17 protein-coding genes are annotated in these 15781 nt (G+C 36.8%); 9 read left to right on the top strand and 8 right to left on the bottom strand.

The genetic code is table 11. The features are described 5' to 3' along the window. Nucleotides 1–20 precede the first annotated feature (20 nt). Complete coding sequence (gene pafA / locus ACFQO1_RS07430) at nt 21–1685, bottom strand: alkaline phosphatase PafA (RefSeq protein ID WP_380217361.1); 1665 nt, start codon at nt 1683–1685, stop codon at nt 21–23. A gap of 135 nt (nt 1686–1820) precedes the next feature. Between pafA and ACFQO1_RS07425 the strand changes: the two genes are divergently transcribed. Then, the gene (locus ACFQO1_RS07425; protein ID WP_380217360.1) at nt 1821–3251 is read left to right on the top strand and encodes a CotH kinase family protein; all 1431 of its coding nucleotides are present in this window, start codon (nt 1821–1823) and stop codon (nt 3249–3251) included. A 331-nt stretch (nt 3252–3582) separates the two neighbouring features. Here ACFQO1_RS07425 and ACFQO1_RS07420 read toward each other — a convergent pair whose 3' ends face one another. The 3 genes from ACFQO1_RS07420 to ACFQO1_RS07410 are packed head-to-tail and all read right to left on the bottom strand — an operon-like array spanning nt 3583 to nt 6274. Beyond that, nucleotides 3583–4698: a peptidylprolyl isomerase gene (locus ACFQO1_RS07420; protein WP_380217359.1), complete on the bottom strand. Its 1116-nt coding sequence runs from the start codon at nt 4696–4698 to the stop codon at nt 3583–3585. Between the two features lie 9 nt (nt 4699–4707). Next, nucleotides 4708–5262 (bottom strand): gliding motility-associated peptidyl-prolyl isomerase GldI, encoded by a 555-nt coding sequence (gene gldI / locus ACFQO1_RS07415; RefSeq protein WP_380217358.1) that lies wholly within the window; start codon nt 5260–5262, stop codon nt 4708–4710. Beyond that, a complete protein-coding gene (locus ACFQO1_RS07410) occupies nt 5255–6274 on the bottom strand; it encodes a DHH family phosphoesterase (RefSeq protein WP_380217357.1) in 1020 nt (339 codons plus the stop codon). Before ACFQO1_RS07410 ends, gldI begins: the two co-directional genes overlap by 8 nt. A 77-nt stretch (nt 6275–6351) precedes the next feature. Between ACFQO1_RS07410 and ACFQO1_RS07405 the strand changes: the two genes are divergently transcribed. Together ACFQO1_RS07405 and ACFQO1_RS07400 are read left to right on the top strand one after the other, a co-directional pair. Continuing rightward, complete coding sequence (locus ACFQO1_RS07405) at nt 6352–7404, top strand: alkaline phosphatase D family protein (protein WP_380217356.1); 1053 nt, start codon at nt 6352–6354, stop codon at nt 7402–7404. 62 nt (nt 7405–7466) lie between these two features. Then, nucleotides 7467–7886 carry a nucleoside-diphosphate kinase gene (locus ACFQO1_RS07400; RefSeq protein WP_380217355.1) on the top strand — a complete coding sequence of 140 codons (420 nt, stop codon included), beginning with the start codon at nt 7467–7469 and terminating at the stop codon, nt 7884–7886. Between the two features lie 146 nt (nt 7887–8032). On the opposite strand, the gene ACFQO1_RS07395 is transcribed toward ACFQO1_RS07400, so the two are convergent. From ACFQO1_RS07395 to recF, 3 genes are all read right to left on the bottom strand, one after another. Then, entirely contained in the window at nt 8033–8332 is a 300-nt protein-coding gene (locus tag ACFQO1_RS07395) for a DciA family protein (RefSeq protein ID WP_380217354.1), read from the bottom strand. 78 nt (nt 8333–8410) lie between these two features. Next, complete coding sequence (locus ACFQO1_RS07390; RefSeq protein WP_380217353.1) at nt 8411–8836, bottom strand: lipocalin family protein; 426 nt, start codon at nt 8834–8836, stop codon at nt 8411–8413. Between the two features lie 55 nt (nt 8837–8891). Then, complete coding sequence (gene recF, locus ACFQO1_RS07385; protein WP_380217352.1) at nt 8892–9983, bottom strand: DNA replication/repair protein RecF; 1092 nt, start codon at nt 9981–9983, stop codon at nt 8892–8894. 149 nt (nt 9984–10132) lie between these two features. On the opposite strand from recF, the gene ACFQO1_RS07380 reads away from it, so the two are divergent. Further along, the gene (locus ACFQO1_RS07380) at nt 10133–10906 is read left to right on the top strand and encodes a tetratricopeptide repeat protein (RefSeq protein ID WP_380217351.1); all 774 of its coding nucleotides are present in this window, start codon (nt 10133–10135) and stop codon (nt 10904–10906) included. A 2-nt stretch (nt 10907–10908) separates the two neighbouring features. Next, nucleotides 10909–11406: a 6,7-dimethyl-8-ribityllumazine synthase gene (gene ribH / locus ACFQO1_RS07375; RefSeq protein WP_380217350.1), complete on the top strand. Its 498-nt coding sequence runs from the start codon at nt 10909–10911 to the stop codon at nt 11404–11406. Between the two features lie 5 nt (nt 11407–11411). Here ribH and ACFQO1_RS07370 read toward each other — a convergent pair whose 3' ends face one another. Next, complete coding sequence (locus ACFQO1_RS07370; protein ID WP_380217349.1) at nt 11412–11819, bottom strand: lipocalin family protein; 408 nt, start codon at nt 11817–11819, stop codon at nt 11412–11414. 150 nt (nt 11820–11969) lie between these two features. On the opposite strand from ACFQO1_RS07370, the gene ACFQO1_RS07365 reads away from it, so the two are divergent. The 4 genes from ACFQO1_RS07365 to ACFQO1_RS07350 are packed head-to-tail and all read left to right on the top strand — an operon-like array spanning nt 11970 to nt 15771. Next, entirely contained in the window at nt 11970–12257 is a 288-nt protein-coding gene (locus tag ACFQO1_RS07365) for a riboflavin synthase subunit beta (RefSeq protein WP_380217348.1), read from the top strand. Then, nucleotides 12257–14098: a DNA mismatch repair endonuclease MutL gene (gene mutL / locus ACFQO1_RS07360; RefSeq protein WP_380217347.1), complete on the top strand. Its 1842-nt coding sequence runs from the start codon at nt 12257–12259 to the stop codon at nt 14096–14098. Before ACFQO1_RS07365 ends, mutL begins: the two co-directional genes overlap by 1 nt. Before the next feature lie 2 nt (nt 14099–14100). Further along, entirely contained in the window at nt 14101–14844 is a 744-nt protein-coding gene (locus tag ACFQO1_RS07355) for a rhomboid family intramembrane serine protease (protein WP_380217346.1), read from the top strand. A 51-nt stretch (nt 14845–14895) separates the two neighbouring features. Beyond that, nucleotides 14896–15771, top strand: coding sequence for a rhomboid family intramembrane serine protease (locus ACFQO1_RS07350; protein WP_380217345.1), 876 nt, complete (start codon nt 14896–14898; stop codon nt 15769–15771). The last annotated feature ends 10 nt before the right edge of the window (nt 15772–15781 follow it).

Below are 15781 nucleotides of genomic sequence, written 5' to 3'. Positions count from 1 at the left end.
CTTTGAAAGATTTTTATTAGCTATCGATTATTTAGTGGAGACGCTATAACTTCTTTTAAGCTACTACCTGTGGTGGTTTCAGGTGGAACAATCTGCAATATTTCTGCAATTGTTGGTACGATGTCTATCGTGAAAGATTTTGTTTTGGTAGCTCCTTGTCGGATTCCGAAGCCATAAAAAAGAAGCGGTGTGTGGGTATCATAGTCATAACCACTTCCGTGATCCGATCCTTGTTCCGAATATACAACCACGCGAGGTTCTAAGGCATAAAAAATATCACCACTACGAATGGGGTGCATTCCATTGGCAAGAAGCTGTTCTAGTTCGCCTGTAAGATGGTTAGAATTGATTTCGGTTCTGGTTACCGCAGTTTTAATAAAAGGTACCGAAAGCACATATTCTTTAATTTGTTGTTCTACTGTAGCTACATCTAAATTAGCGGCTGCGATCCATTCTTTGTTCAAATAGATTTGATCATTTGATATATTCTCAATAATTTCTGTGCTTCCATACCTCTCAAAGACAGCATCTTTTACTTCAATTTTAAAAGAAGCTTCTTTAAAATATTCGGCTTTAATATCTTGTTCGTGTAGAAAATGTGCATTCTCTGAAGCTCCATGATCTGACGTCAAGAATAATGTATACGTTCCTTTTCCTATATGTTGGTCAAGCCTATTTAGAAATTCTGCTAGATCTTTATCTAATCGTAGGTAAGCATCTTCCACTTCTTTGGAGGAAACACCAAAATTATGACCAATATAATCGGTACTTGATAAGCTTATCAATAAGAAATCGGTAGCAGGACCTTTTCCTAATTTTTCTCCAATTAATGCAGCGGCCGCAAAATCGAACGTAAGGCTATTTCCAAAGGGAGTAGCTTTAAGCAGTTCAAAGTTATTATTTTCTGAAGCAAGTTCCTTTAGATCATAAGGGAAGGTAGCGGTTTCTTTTCCTCTAAAACCGCGTTCGTACGTATTTTCATCAGCATCGCTTTCGGTGTAGGTTTCTAAAGGATATAAAGGTTCCCATGTTCTCATATAGCTACTTACTAACGGCGATTCATTAAATGCTCTTACCCATGCGGGTAACACTTCCATGTAATAAGAAGAAGATATCCAGTGACCTAGTTCTTGACCTCTAAACCAATAGGCTGCATTCGCTTTTTTTCCGCCAGATAATACAGCAGCTCGATCCTTCAATGCAATACTAATTGTTTTTCCCTTTAGATTGGTTTGAATACGGTTGGCATCACTAATGGTGTTGGCCAGTAATTGATACGGACTGCTTATATCCAATTTATTTCCTGATCCTACAGGTTGACAGCTAGCATCGTAGACACAATAATTTGCTGCATCTGAAGCTCTATCGTACCAAAAATTATTAATGATCCCATGCACACTTGGAGTAGTGCCAGTATGTATGCTGGCATGCCCAGGACCTGTGTTTGTGGGAATGTAATTAAGATAATTATTTTCAAAAGAAAAACCTTCAGAAAGCAACCGTTTGAATCCGTTTTCTGAATATTTTTCAGAAAAGCGCGTGAGATAATCATAGCGCATTTGATCGACAGTAATACCTACTACTAATTTAGGTTTTTTCGATTCACGTTGTGCTGAAACGTTCAGAAAAAAGACAGCTACAATACACAGGGAAAATGTAAATATGATATGTTTTTTGAAATTCATACGGTAGGGGCTTACCCAAATTCATAACTTAATAATGCTAAAGGTATTGTTTTTGATACCGAAATTAGTTAGGAATAACTTAAAATAAGGTAGTAGCTTTTATCTATTGATTATCTTTGAGCTAATTGAAATATTATGGTAAGAAATTTATGTTTAGGAATGTTATGTGCTGTAACGGCTATGAGTTGTGCTCAAAATCCGGTAGCAGGCAACGAGCATTTGTATTACGGAATTGATACAGCAAACAAAATCATTGTGTGTCACGAAGAAGTACTTTCAGCAATTACAGAGGGTAATGACCTAGTATTTGGAAGTTCTAAATATCAACTGGTGTCTCCGCTTTCTGGATTCTCTTCGCAAGAAAGATATGTAGTGATGAAAGAGAAAGATACTTTCTCCTTATATATTACCTCTATGCCCATCATCAAATTGACTGCTTCAGATACAATTGTGGATGAACCAAAACGGATGGCGCATTTTAGTTTTGCAAGTGCTTCGGAAAGTTATGATGGGGCGATAGGTATCGAACTTCGAGGAAATAGTGCCTTACGCTACCCTAAAAAGTCGTATGATCTGGAACTTCGGAAAGATGCGACTTCAGAGGAGTCGGTAGATTTTACATTTGGTGACCTAAGGGAAGACGATGATTGGATTCTAAATAGTATTTATAACGAGCCGCTGAAGCTTCGGTCGTATTTTTCAACAAAACTTTGGCTTGATTTATACGCTCCCAGTTATTTGGATAAAGAACCAGACGCTAAAAGTTATAGTGATGTGATGTTTGCAGAGGTTTTTCTCAATGATACCTACGAAGGATTGTATTTACTTTCAGAACAGGTAGATAGAAAGCTATTGGATCTTAAAAAAAGTAAAGGGGATACAGTACGAGGAGAATTATTTAAAGCGGTAGGATATGCAGATAACACATCTTTTAAGGGAGTTTCAGAATTTAATAATGCGTTTCCCCGATGGGAAGGTTTTGAGGTAAAATATCCTTATGAGGATTATGTAGCACATTATGATAATTTGCATGCGTTTATAACTTTTGTAAGTACTTCAACTGATGAAGAATTTACCGAGAATATTGAAGCTTATTTAGACGTAGACAATGCGATCGATTATTTTTTGTTTATTAATTTATTACGAGGCACCGACAATATTTCTAAGAATTACTTTTTGGCAAAGTATAAGCAGAACGAACCTTACTTTTTTGTGCCATGGGATCTTGATGGTGTGTTAGGAATCATTCAAGATGGAAAACGAATCCCTACTACCAACGATATTTTAACAAATGCCTTATTTGACAGATTGTATGCAACCAACGCCGCTGGCTATAAAACAAAACTAAAAGAGCGATGGCAAACCCTAAGAAATGGCGTGTACGGTGATAAAGCTTTGCATGAACGAATTGATAAGACATATCGCTTATTAGATGACACAAAATTATACCAGCGCGATGCATTGATGTGGGAGAGAGTACATACAATTACTGCCGACTATAAATATCTGACGGAGTGGCTACAGCAGCGTTTGCTCTATCTTGATACCGTTTTTATTGATTATTAACCTATTAATTATCAATATCTTAATAGGTTAATGTAAATTAAATGTTATCAAATTGTAAATTTAATGTAAGTATTTTTTTATATTTGATTATAAATAGTTGTATTATGAGAGCTTACAGATCGAATCCAATTAAAAAAGAGGGCAGCAACGCTCGATTTCCTAACATTTTAAAACGAATGCAAAGCTACGGACGTAAATGTCGAAGTTTTTATGTATTAACAATGACCACTTAAACATTTCAAATAATGTGTTTAAAAAAGAGCCTGAAGAATTTAATCTTCAGGCTCTTTTTTATTACCAAATTGTAGGGTAGATGCTTATATCAATAGATCTATTCAACCACTTCTACAAGTTCTAATTCAAAAACTAAATCAGCATTTGGAGGAATAACAGGAGGATAACCACCAGCTCCATATCCTAGATGTGAAGGAATAAATAAGGTGGCTTTGTCTCCAACACTCATTAGCATTAATCCTTCTTTAAAACCAGCGATTAACCGCGCGTCTGGACTATAATCTGCAGCCATTGGCACATACTGATTTGCAGCAAGTCTTAGCTTATCCAGTTTATTATTTTTTTTGGCGGTTTCAGAAATATTACTATCAAATAAAGTTCCATCGGAAGCTAAATATCCAGCATAATTTACTTTCACTTTAGAACCCCGCTCTGGTTGTACACCATCTCCTTTTTCAGTAAAGAGTATTGATAAACCAGAATCTAAAGTTTCTGCTTCATCTTTTAGTTTTTCAAATTGATTTAAATTTTCTTTTCCAGCTTCAAGAACAGCCTCTTGTTCTTTCAATTTTTCTTTTTCAATACTCTCCATTTGCTTAGAAAATGAAGCTATTTTTACAGCGCCTTTTCTTATAATATTTACTTCTTGCATGGTAACCGGTTGTTCAGGGCGATTATTTCCTGGAGTTACTTTAACCGATCCTATAGAATCAACTACTTCTTGACCAATAACGACCTCTCCAAAAACCGTATGGATGCCATCTAACCACGGAGTGTCCTTCAGTGTTACGAAGAACTGACTTCCATTGGTTGCAGGACCAGAATTAGCCATAGATAATATTCCTTTACGATCGTGCTTTAGCCCTAGCTCTGGGTCTGTTTCATCAGGAAACTTGTATCCTGGTCCACCAGAACCAGTTCCCATAGGATCTCCTCCTTGAATCATAAAATCTTTCATGACACGATGAAACGTTAAGCCATTGTAATATTTTTTGCCAGTATAAGTTGAATCTACCATTTTATTAGTTCCTTCTGCAAGTCCAACAAAATTGGCCACAGTTAGTGGTGTTTTCTCATGATACAGTTTTGCAACAAAAGTTCCTTTATTGGTAATAAACTCTGCATATACTCCATCTTCAAGGTCTGGATATTTATTTTGGCAAGATGCAAGAGCAAGTGAAAGTGATAAAAATAAAAATGTTAATTTTTTCATAGTAAGTAATTAATTTTCAATGGGTTGTTCAATAGATTTTAGTGTAACAGTACTTTGAATAGGAACATTGGTCCCTAATTTATTATCGATACCATAGTATCCATATGCTTTATACGACGGAAATAAGAAGGTAATGGTTTCTCCTACTTTCATCAATTTGATTCCATCACGGATACCAGAAATTAATTCCTGATTGCTTTGGTCTACTTTATATTGTTGAAGTCCGTTTTCTTCTTCAGAAAGAATCACAGTGCCATCCAATTTTTTTACGTTATAGGTGAATGTAATTTTATCTCCTAGCACTGGTTTTTGTGACGTTAACGTATCTTTAGTAACATAATGATACCAAAATCCGCTGTCTGAAGATTTATAATTTAGTGTGGAGTCTGCATTAATAAGGGCCTCAATCTGAGATTTCTCGCTCTCAAAAATCTTTTTATTTCGCTCTGCAGAAGCTTCAATAAAAGTGCCAGATGCTTGTTTTACAGGTCTTCGTGCTTCGGGGCTTTTACACGAAACAAAAAAGATAAATGCAACAAAAATTATAAACAGAATACTACGCATTGACAAGGGCATCTTTATGGTGGGGCAAGATACTAATAAATTCAGTAATGGTATCATCCAAAGGTTTTGTACTTCTACCACCCGCGGCATTGGTATGACCACCTCCGTTATAATAGGTTCTGGCAAATTCATTTACCGAAAAATTACCCTTACTGCGTAATGACATCTTGACTATATTCTCTTGTTTGTTTTCAATAAAGATAACAGCAAAAATAATGCCTTGGATACTCAATGCATAATTTACAAAACCTTCGGTATCTCCTTTTTTGAAATTGTTATCATCGAGTTCTTTTTGTGATAATGAAATGAAAGCAGTTTTATATTCAGGAAGAATAGTGAGGTTTTTTAATGCCACTCCCAATAAGGTCATCCTATCCGGACTATTGGTATCATAAATGCTTTCATGAATCACATTATTTACTGCTCCATGATCAATGAGATCTGCTATTACACGATGTGTGGTCGCCGAGGTGGAAGAAAATCGAAACGAACCTGTATCGGTCATGATCCCTGTGTATAAATTAGTCGCAATGGTTTCTGAAAGTGAATCAAGTTGTTCAAGTGCATCTATAAAATGATAGACCATTTCGCAAGTGGAACTCATCGAAGTGTCACTATAGGTAGCCACAGGATAACTGTCTGGCTGTTGGTGATGATCGATCATTACAAATTCTGCTTTTGCACTTTTTAAAGGTGTTTCTAGGTCTCCCACCCTGTTAAGCGCATTAAAATCTAAGGTAAATATGACTTGAGCTTCATCGATAAATTTCTCACATTGCTCAGGTTGCTGATCGTACGTTAGAATATTTTCACTACCAGGCATCCATTTTAAAAAATCTGGAAAGGTGTTGGGCATTAATACGGTAGCAACATGTCCCTGCGTTTTTAAGAATTCTGAAAGTCCCAGACAAGAACCTATCGCATCTGCATCAGGGTTTTTATGCCCTACAATGACAATTTTTTTTGTTTCTGAAAGCAGTTCTTTTACAATCGCTGTTGTTTGTGTATCCATTGACGCGAAGATACAAAATAGGTTGCTTTAGCTAATCTTGGTTTTCGTATTTTTGAAACAACTTCTAAAAAACGACTATGAAAAAAATGCTACTACTCTTCACATTGGTGCTGCTTATTTGTTGTAAACCAAAACCTACCGAAGCATCTTCCGTAGAAAATATACTTCCAACACTTTCTGAAAGTGAGTATGACTATACTATAGTATTTGGAAGTTGTAATGATCAGGATCGCCCGCAGCCACTCTGGAAACCAATTCTGGAAAATAGCCCGAGTGTGTTTATCTGGGGCGGGGATAATGTATATGCAGATACGGCCAATATGCAAAAAATGGAAGCCGATTATGATAAAGTATGGGCCAATTCCGAATATCAAGAACTAGCAGATACGTCCCAAATTATAGGAATCTGGGATGATCATGACTACGGAAAGAACGATGCAGGTATCGAATGGGAGAAAAAAGAAGAAGCCCAAACACTTTTGTTAGACTTTTTAAAAGTACCTGAAAATGATATAAGAAGATCGCAAGAAGGAGTCTATACGTCTCATTTTTTCAATACCAAAAGAGGAAGTATAAAAGTGATTTTATTAGATACGCGTTATTTTCGAACTGAATTAAATCCAAGTGATGTAGAAGGAAGACGCTATGATTCCTGGGAAGCTTCAGATGCTGGGAGCGTGCTTGGAGATAGACAATGGAAGTGGCTGGAAAAGGAATTGGAGGAAGCTTCAGCAGATTTTACCATGATTGTAAGTAGTATTCAGTTTTTGGCAGACGAACATGGCTGGGAAAAGTGGGGGAATTACCCTTCCGAAGTACAAAAAATGTATACCGTATTACAAAATGCAAAAGCTAGCAATATCTTTTTTGTGAGTGGCGACCGTCATCAAGGAGAAGTTTCAGTAAATAAAAATGCAGGTTTAGCATATTCCTTAGTAGATTTTACAAGTAGCGGACTCACACACACCTTCCCTGGTGATCCTATGGATAGTAATAGATATAGAGTAGGGGACGGCACAAAAGACTTAAATTTTGGTGTCTTTCAATTTGATTTTGATACGCAAACAGTGCTTATGGAACTACGAGGGATAGATAATACGCTGATACAAGAATTCAAGCAGACATTTTAATTACAAATCCTTCTTGTTTTTGTAGTAGAATACCGTACTTTTGCACAAAATTTTAAAAAACTATGAGAACAGATAGAACGTTTACTATGTTAAAGCCTGATAGTGTTGAAAAAGGACACATTGGAGCTATTCTTGAAAAAATTAATGCTGCAGGTTTTAGAATCGTAGCGATGAAATTAACGCACATGACGACTGCAGATGCAAAAGAATTTTACGCAGTGCACAGTGAGCGTCCTTTCTATGGGGAATTGGTAGAATATATGACAAGAGGACCAATCGTGGCTGCTATTCTTGAAAAAGACAATGCTGTGGAAGATTTCCGTACGTTGATTGGTGCTACCAACCCAGCAGATGCTGCCGAGGGGACCATCCGTAAATTATATGCTGCTTCTATAGGTGAAAACGCGGTACATGGTAGTGACAGTGATGAAAATGCTGCTATCGAAGGAGCCTTTCACTTCGCTGGAAGAGAAATGTTCTAATAAAACTTTGAACTTCAATTATATTGCAAACGCCACTCAATGAGTGGCGTTTTTTGTTTAAATATCTTTGGTCATTTCGACAGAGCGTAGCGACGAGAAATCTCACAAGATTAGCTGAGATTCTTCGCTTCTCTCTGAATGACAGTTTACCTCAGCACCAATTTTTTAACCAGTTCCTTCTTTAACTCTTCATTGATAAGCTTGATAATTTTTTCCTTTCCGTAGCTTAATTCCTCTCTAAGTACCGAAGAACTTAATTGTACAAACAGGGTATCTCTTTCTAGCAGAATCTGAGTCGTATAGTTGCTAATCGCACTACCCATCACGGCATGCCACGCATCTGCCACCGAAACCTTATCCAGTCCTTTTTCCAGTTTTGTATTTGCTGAAACAAAGTCCTTTAAAACGTCGCTAATTGCTGTATTTTCTCCGTGTCTTTTTGCCATAGTAATACTCGCGTAGGCGGGTAACTTATTAATTGATTCTACTTCTGCCTTTAGAAGTAAGCCTATTTTTTGGTATTATTAAATATCTAGTTCAAATTTACTGAAACGTTTGTAGTGATACACCTTATCGTCTCTGTTTTTTATCACAAGTTTGTTTTCTTCGGAAGATAATATTGTTTCTGTCCAAGTGTCAAATTCGGTGGTATAGTGAAGTAGCAATTCATTTTCTGAAGTTTCTATCGTAAAGAATTCTTCAGAATCACTGGTGACAAAGCTTCCGTCTAGTTTTGGATTTACCTTTTTTCTGAAGCCTTTGTTACTCTCTTCCACTTCGATATAATCTATTGTAGTGCTGATGCTAAACTCTTTTTCTGTACCATCTGGAAAGATAACACGTTCGATTTGCCAGTAGCCGTCAAGATGTTCTATTTCTTTCTGAAAGTCTCTTGTGCTGCAGGAAACTAAGAAGGTAATTAATAAGAGCGTTAATAGTTTAGATTTCATTTTGATTATCAGTTATCGGTGATCAATTATGGGTTATCGGTTGAAAATTTACGATTTACTTTTCATGACTCAACTCAAACATCTTATAACTCTGGTGTACTTTCTTAACTACTTCCTCAGTTCTTTCGGGATGGGTATCGCTTATAAATAATTGCCCAAAGTTTTCATCCTCCACCAATTGTATCAGCTGCTCCACTCGTTGTGCGTCTAATTTGTCAAAAATATCGTCTAATAATAAAATAGGATTGACATTGTTTTGTGCTTTTATAAAATCAAACTGTGCTAATTTTAACGCAATAAGATATGATTTTTGTTGTCCCTGAGAACCAAATTTCTTGATGGGATGTTCGTCAATTTCAAACGAAAGATCATCCTTATGAATTCCAAAGTTAGTGTATTGAGAAAACCGATCCTTTTGTACATTTTCTTCTAATGAAGAGAGCAGATCATTGTCTTGCAACTGACTTTTATACACCAATGATACAGCTTCATTGCCATTACTTATCGATTGGTGTCGCTTTAGAAAGATAGGAAGAAACGTTTCAAGAAAAGCAGTGCGTTTTCCGAAGATCAAGGTTCCATACTCATGAAGCTGCTCATTATAGATATCAAGATTATCTTTATTAAAGGTATTATTGGCTGCAAAGTACTTCAGTAAGGAGTTGCGTTGGGCGAGTACTTTATTGTATTTTATTAATGTATTAAGGTAGTCTGGGTCGCCTTGTGAGATCACACCGTCGATAAACTTTCTTCGGGTATCGCTGCCTTCTATAATTAGGTCACGGTCTGCCGGTGAAATAATTACTAACGGTAAAAAACCAATATGTTCACTAAATTTTTCATAGAGTTTGCCATTGCGTTTGATCATTTTTTTTTGTCCGCGTTTGGCACTCACCAGTATTTTTTCTGAACGCTCCTGCTTTTCATAATCGCCTTCAATCACAAAGAAATCTTGACCGTGTTTTATATTCTGACTCGTAATTGGGTTAAAATAGCTTTTTCCGAAGGAAAGGTGATAAATAGCATCCAATGCATTGGTCTTTCCTACGCCATTATATCCTACAAAACAGTTGATCTTGGGATCAAAGGCAAAAGTTTCGGCGGTAAAATTTTTATAATTTAGTAATGAGAGGCTTTGTAAAATCATGTAAATGAATTCCTTGTGTGTATTTTGTTATCATAAATCTTTCAGAAAAAAGCAACTGAAAACCAATCTGCAAATTATCTAAAAATAAGGAATCTTTTCCCTTTTAAATTCTAATAAAAATTTTATTTTTGCGAACCAATACAAGAATTATGGCAACATATAAGAAAAGAGGCGGAAAACCTAGTACCAAAGCCGAAAAGCAAGAAGAGATAGAGGACAACAGTGCTACCGCAGAGGTGTTTAATACACTTGACGAAGGAGCATCGAAGACAGAAGCATGGGTCGAAAAAAACCAGAACATCATTTTAGGTGTGGTTGGGGTGATCGCTGTTGCTGTATTAGGGTATTTTGCCTACAATCAATTTGTAATTGAACCAAAACAAAGTGAAGCTGCCAACGAAATGTATCAGGCGCAGAGTTACTATGAAAAGGCAATTACTGCGAGCGCAGAAGAAAGTGATTCTATATACAATTTGGCCTTAACAGGCGGAGCTGGTAAATATGGTTTTGTAGATATTGCAGATAAGTACAGTGGTACAAATGCTGGAAATATGGCAAACTATTATGCAGGTATGGCGTATTTGCAAACAAAGAGATATCAAGAAGCAATTGATTATTTAGACGATTATGATGGGGATGATGCCATGACGGGAGCTTTGGCCAAAGGAGCGATTGGTGATGCATTTGTACAGTTAAATCAGAATGACGAAGCCTTAAAATATTACGAAGAAGCTGCGAACATGCGTTCAAATGATGTGACGACTCCACGTTTTCTTCTGAAAGCTGGAATTACAGCTATGAACTTAGGGAAAGCAGATGTAGCGTTAAAACATTTTGCAAAAATTGCAGATGATTATGCAACCTCTCCTGAAGCTAAAAAGGCTGAAGTATACAAAGGAATGACAGAAGCAATGCAGAAGTAAGTATGGCTACTTCAACTACAAATTTATCGGCTTACGATAAAACAACAATCCCAAACGCGAAGGACTTTCGGTTTGGGATTGTTGTTTCAGAATGGAATCCAAACATCACTGAAGGAATGTTTCAAGGTGCTTTCGATGCCATCCTGGATTGTGGGGGAATTAAAGAAAACATCGTGCGCTGGAATGTTCCAGGTAGCTTTGAACTAATCTACGGCTGTAAAAAAATGACGCAGAGTTTTGACATGCTCGATGCTGTTATTGCGATTGGCAGTGTGATTCAAGGTGAGACTAAGCACTTTGATTATGTGTGTGAAGGCGTTGCACAAGGAATTAAAGACTTAAATGTAAAAGGCGATATTCCAGTAATCTTTTGTGTTCTGACCGACAATACCATGCAGCAATCTATTGACCGCAGCGGCGGAAAACATGGAAATAAAGGCACCGAAGCAGCTATTGCAGCCATTAAAATGGCACAGCTTCGCAAAGACGCTAAATTCTAATCAAACTACTTAATTTTCTTGAATTTATTTCCACATCCATCTGTGCAAACAATAGGTGACAGGGGAGAGGTGACAAGTTTTGATCCGTCAAATTTAGCTGTATCTACAAAAATTTCAGAGTAATTTTCACAGTCAAATTGAAAAACAAGTTTCGCATTCTCTTGAATTGAGTATGTGCCAGATTCACATTCAGAAATTCGTTCTGAAGTAAATGTACCATCACTGTTTAGTGTAAACGTATATCCGTTGGTTACTGGTTGATACGTACCACTTCCATCCCCGGGGTCTGCATAAGCTTCCACTAATTTCCAGGTTCCAATCAGGTTGTCTGCTGTAAATTCTAGTGTTTTATCTTCCGAAGCACAACTTACTATAAAGATTGAGAGTAGTAAAAGTAGGGATAGCTTTTTCATGATTTTTATTTTAAAGATACACATTTTCAATTCCTGAAACAAAATGCCCTACTGTAACTGCGAATTGGAATGATACTTGTTAGTAAGAAAACAAGGAAAAATCAATTGATATACTGCAGTATTTTAAGTAACTTTGAAAACACAGAAACTATGGGAATAATAAGCAAACGTAAAGCGAAAAAATTTAGTTATACGCCTCGTTACTACCAGAACGATGGTGAAGGAAGTCCTTATGAAATTGAGCATAAATTTGATAAATTTCGTCATACGGTAGGTTCTTCGGGCTTAAAATCAAATTTTAAAAATGCCTGGAATGATCTTAGAAAGAAGCCTGATAAAACAGCCAACAGACGTATCCTTATTATTGTTGCCATTTTTATTTTATTGTTTCTGTACATTATAGATTTTGATTTGTCCATCTTCTTGCCGCAGAACTAATGACCGATATTATTGAGCTTTTACCAGACCATGTGGCGAATCAGATTGCTGCAGGAGAGGTTGTCCAACGGCCTGCATCTGTAGTAAAAGAATTACTCGAAAACGCAATTGATGCCGGTGCAGATGCTATTACGCTTGTGATTAAGGATGCTGGTAAAACGCTTGTTCAGGTAATAGACAACGGTAAAGGGATGACGGTCACAGACGCTCGTTTGTGTTTTGAACGACATGCCACCTCTAAAATTAAATCGGCCGACGATCTTTTTAATTTACACACCAAAGGGTTTCGGGGAGAGGCTTTGGCATCTATTGCTGCGATTGCACATGTGGAGCTTAAGACCAGAACCGAAGCTGCCGAAGTAGGAACTGCAATAACCATAGAAGGAAGTGAAGTGGTATCACAGGAAGTGGTGGTTACCCCAAAGGGCACGACCATTTCGGTTAAGAATCTTTTTTACAATATTCCTGCACGACGCAATTTTCTAAAAAGTAATACGGTTGAGACACGTCATATTATTGATGAATTTCATCGGGTAGCTTTGGCACATCCTCAGGTTGCTTTTATCATGTTGAATAACGGTGCCGATGTATTTAATCTGGCCGCAAGTAATTTGCGACAGCGTATCGTCAATATCTTCGGAACAAAAACAAATGAGAAATTGGTTCCGGTAGAAGAAGAAACTGAAATTTTAAAAGTGTCCGGATTTGTTTTAAAACCAGAGTTTGCAAAGAAAAGCCGTGGCGAACAATTCTTTTTTGTCAATCACCGTTTTATTAAAAGTTCGTATTTACATCATGCTGTAAAATCTGCTTTTGAAGGCTTACTGAAAGAGGGCACCAACCCTGGCTATTTTTTACTGCTGGAGGTTGATACCCATTCCATAGATATTAATATTCACCCCACGAAGACCGAAATTAAGTTTGACGATGAGCATGCTATTTATGCCATGCTTAGAGCCACGGTCAAACATAGTTTGGGGCAGTTTAGTATAGCTCCTGTATTGGATTTTAATAAAGATACCGGCTTTGATACGCCTTATGAATATAGTAAAAAATCTGCGGTAGCGCCAACGATTGAAGTAGATCGTGAATTTAATCCATTTAAAACAGAATCAAAACAAAGCAATATTAGTTTTCCTTTTAAGAGAGAAAAACAGCCGGCCTGGGAATCTTTGTATGTTGGACTAAAGTCTGAAAATTTTGAAGATACTATTGCAAATGTCGAGATGGAAAGCGAACTGGCAACAGGAAGTTTGTTTGAGCAGGAAGAAGCAGAAGTTGGACAAGTGACGTTTCAGCTTCAGAATAAATATATTATCTGTCCTATTAAGAGTGGTATGATGGTTATTCATCAGCATAGAGCTCACGAACGTGTGTTGTATGAAGAATTACTGAAAAATATTACCATGCAGGAAGCGGTGAGTCAGCAGTTATTATTTCCGTTGCAGTTGCAGTTTTCAAAACCTGAGATCGAAATCTTACTGAAGATTGAAGAACAACTCACACAAACGGGTTTTGTATTTTCAGAAATTAAGGAAGATAGTATGGAGATCAATGGCATACCTGTAAGCGTACTCGAGAGTCAAATAGAGCGTATTCTTCAGCAATTAATTACCGATATTCGTGATGAAGTTCCCGAAGCTGGCTTTAGTCAGAACGATCTATTGGCAAAAAGTATGGCAAAAAGTATGGCGGTAAAAACGGGTACTGCTTTAGATAGTGAGGCCAGAGAGCATCTGGTAAACCAATTATTTGCTTGTAAAGAGCCAAGTATATCACCTGCAAACAGAGCCATTATTATGACATTGGGTGCAACCGATTTTGATAAAAAGTTTAATTGAGGATGGGAAGAATAACAGAAACCGTTAAGGTATTAATTATAATCAATGTCCTCTTTTTTGGAGGTTCCTATTTATTAGGAGATACAGCCTATAAGTTGTTTGCATTATATCCATTTGATAATCCTAATTTTCAATGGTGGCAACCCATAACTAGCATGTTTATGCATGGGGGATTGATGCATATCTTATTTAATATGTATGCATTATTTGCCTTTGGTTCACCTCTGGAAACACAGTGGGGACGCAATAAGTTTTTGTTCTTTTATTTTTCGGCAGGTCTAGGCGCTGCATTAATTCACACGCTTGTAAATTACTATCAGTTTCACAGTGGTTTTGAAGCTCTATTAAATATAGGGATGAGTAGTGAACAAATTATGCAATTGTTGAATTCTGGACAATACAATACTGCTATTTTAGAAACAATCAGTCAAGATACAATTCAATCGCTTTATGACTCATACCATACTCCAGCAGTAGGAGCTTCGGGGGCTATTTATGGAGTTTTGGTTGCCTTTGGGATCATGTACCCTAATGCAGAATTAATGCTTCTATTTATACCTTTTCCTGTCAAAGCAAAATACTTTATACCCGGATTAATTTTACTAGATTTATTTTCTGGATTAACAGGTTTTTCATTATTCGGTCAAAACATTGCTAATTGGGCCCATATTGGGGGAGCCTTATTCGGTTTTATCATGGCATGGTACTGGAAAAAGAATAGTTTTGATAACACAAGATGGTACTAGATAAAAATTAATAAAGTTATAGAATAAATTCTCGTTTTCGCGGGTAATAGTATGGCAGCGAATAGTTTAGCATATCAATTTAAGACATCGAGTATCGCAGTAAAAATTATTGCGATCAATGCGGTGATCTTTTTGCTCATTAGTCTTACCTCTTTCTTTGGTCAAATTGCACCCATATCACTAACACGATGGTTTGTGTTACCAGATGGCTTGCCAGAATTTATTTTGCAACCCTGGTCTTTTATAACCTATGCATTTATACATTATGGCTTTTGGCATTTGTTATTTAATATGTATATGCTGTATTGGTTTAGCAATATTGTATTAAATCTTTTTGACTCGAAACGGTATCTTACCATTTACTTGTTAGGGGCGATGAGTGGCGGACTCTTATATGTATTGTCTTATAATATATTCCCTGTATTTTTAAACTCCTCTTCTTATTTGTTAGGAGCCTCCGGAGCTGTAATGGCTATTGTGATCTTTATTGCGACTTACACACCTAATACTGAATTGCGGATTTTTACTTGGACTATAAAATTATGGCACATTGCAGCTGTAATTTTTCTAATAGATTTAGTTCGATTGCCTATATCTGGAAATGCCGGTGGGTTATTGGCACATATTGGAGGAGCTATTTTAGGATATTCGTATGCGATTCAATTGGCGAAAGGAAACGACATAGGTTTGTGGTTTACAAAATTGATTAGTTGGGTCGAAGATGTATTTAAGCCCCGTACCAAAAAACCATTTAAAAAAGTGCATCGCACAACACAAACAACTCCCAAACGTTCTAAACAAAAGCCTTCAAAAACCGAAACACAGAAAAAGGTGGATGACATCTTGGATAAAATCGGGAAAAGCGGCTATGAAAGTTTGACTAAAGCAGAAAAAGATTTCCTGTTTAAAGCTGGAAAAGAAGATTAAATCAACGTAT

This window comes from Jejudonia soesokkakensis, from assembly GCF_042664795.1.
GTDB lineage: Bacteria > Bacteroidota > Bacteroidia > Flavobacteriales > Flavobacteriaceae > Jejudonia > Jejudonia soesokkakensis.
Note: the sequence above shows the minus strand (reverse complement) of the source record. Positions and strands in the feature narration are given on the sequence as shown.

Excerpts from the sequence above, each read along its gene's own strand:
- pafA (WP_380217361.1), bottom strand. The coding sequence starts at position 1,685 with ATGAATTTCAAAAAACATATCATATTTACATTTTCCCTGTGTATTGTA.
- ACFQO1_RS07425 (WP_380217360.1), top strand. The coding sequence starts at position 1,821 with ATGGTAAGAAATTTATGTTTAGGAATGTTATGTGCTGTAACGGCTATG.
- ACFQO1_RS07420 (WP_380217359.1), bottom strand. The coding sequence starts at position 4,698 with ATGAAAAAATTAACATTTTTATTTTTATCACTTTCACTTGCTCTTGCA.
- gldI (WP_380217358.1), bottom strand. The coding sequence starts at position 5,262 with ATGCGTAGTATTCTGTTTATAATTTTTGTTGCATTTATCTTTTTTGTT.
- ACFQO1_RS07410 (WP_380217357.1), bottom strand. The coding sequence starts at position 6,274 with ATGGATACACAAACAACAGCGATTGTAAAAGAACTGCTTTCAGAAACA.
- ACFQO1_RS07405 (WP_380217356.1), top strand. The coding sequence starts at position 6,352 with ATGAAAAAAATGCTACTACTCTTCACATTGGTGCTGCTTATTTGTTGT.
- ACFQO1_RS07400 (WP_380217355.1), top strand. The coding sequence starts at position 7,467 with ATGAGAACAGATAGAACGTTTACTATGTTAAAGCCTGATAGTGTTGAA.
- ACFQO1_RS07395 (WP_380217354.1), bottom strand. The coding sequence starts at position 8,332 with ATGGCAAAAAGACACGGAGAAAATACAGCAATTAGCGACGTTTTAAAG.
- ACFQO1_RS07390 (WP_380217353.1), bottom strand. The coding sequence starts at position 8,836 with ATGAAATCTAAACTATTAACGCTCTTATTAATTACCTTCTTAGTTTCC.
- recF (WP_380217352.1), bottom strand. The coding sequence starts at position 9,983 with ATGATTTTACAAAGCCTCTCATTACTAAATTATAAAAATTTTACCGCC.
- ACFQO1_RS07380 (WP_380217351.1), top strand. The coding sequence starts at position 10,133 with ATGGCAACATATAAGAAAAGAGGCGGAAAACCTAGTACCAAAGCCGAA.
- ribH (WP_380217350.1), top strand. The coding sequence starts at position 10,909 with ATGGCTACTTCAACTACAAATTTATCGGCTTACGATAAAACAACAATC.
- ACFQO1_RS07370 (WP_380217349.1), bottom strand. The coding sequence starts at position 11,819 with ATGAAAAAGCTATCCCTACTTTTACTACTCTCAATCTTTATAGTAAGT.
- ACFQO1_RS07365 (WP_380217348.1), top strand. The coding sequence starts at position 11,970 with ATGGGAATAATAAGCAAACGTAAAGCGAAAAAATTTAGTTATACGCCT.
- mutL (WP_380217347.1), top strand. The coding sequence starts at position 12,257 with ATGACCGATATTATTGAGCTTTTACCAGACCATGTGGCGAATCAGATT.
- ACFQO1_RS07355 (WP_380217346.1), top strand. The coding sequence starts at position 14,101 with ATGGGAAGAATAACAGAAACCGTTAAGGTATTAATTATAATCAATGTC.
- ACFQO1_RS07350 (WP_380217345.1), top strand. The coding sequence starts at position 14,896 with ATGGCAGCGAATAGTTTAGCATATCAATTTAAGACATCGAGTATCGCA.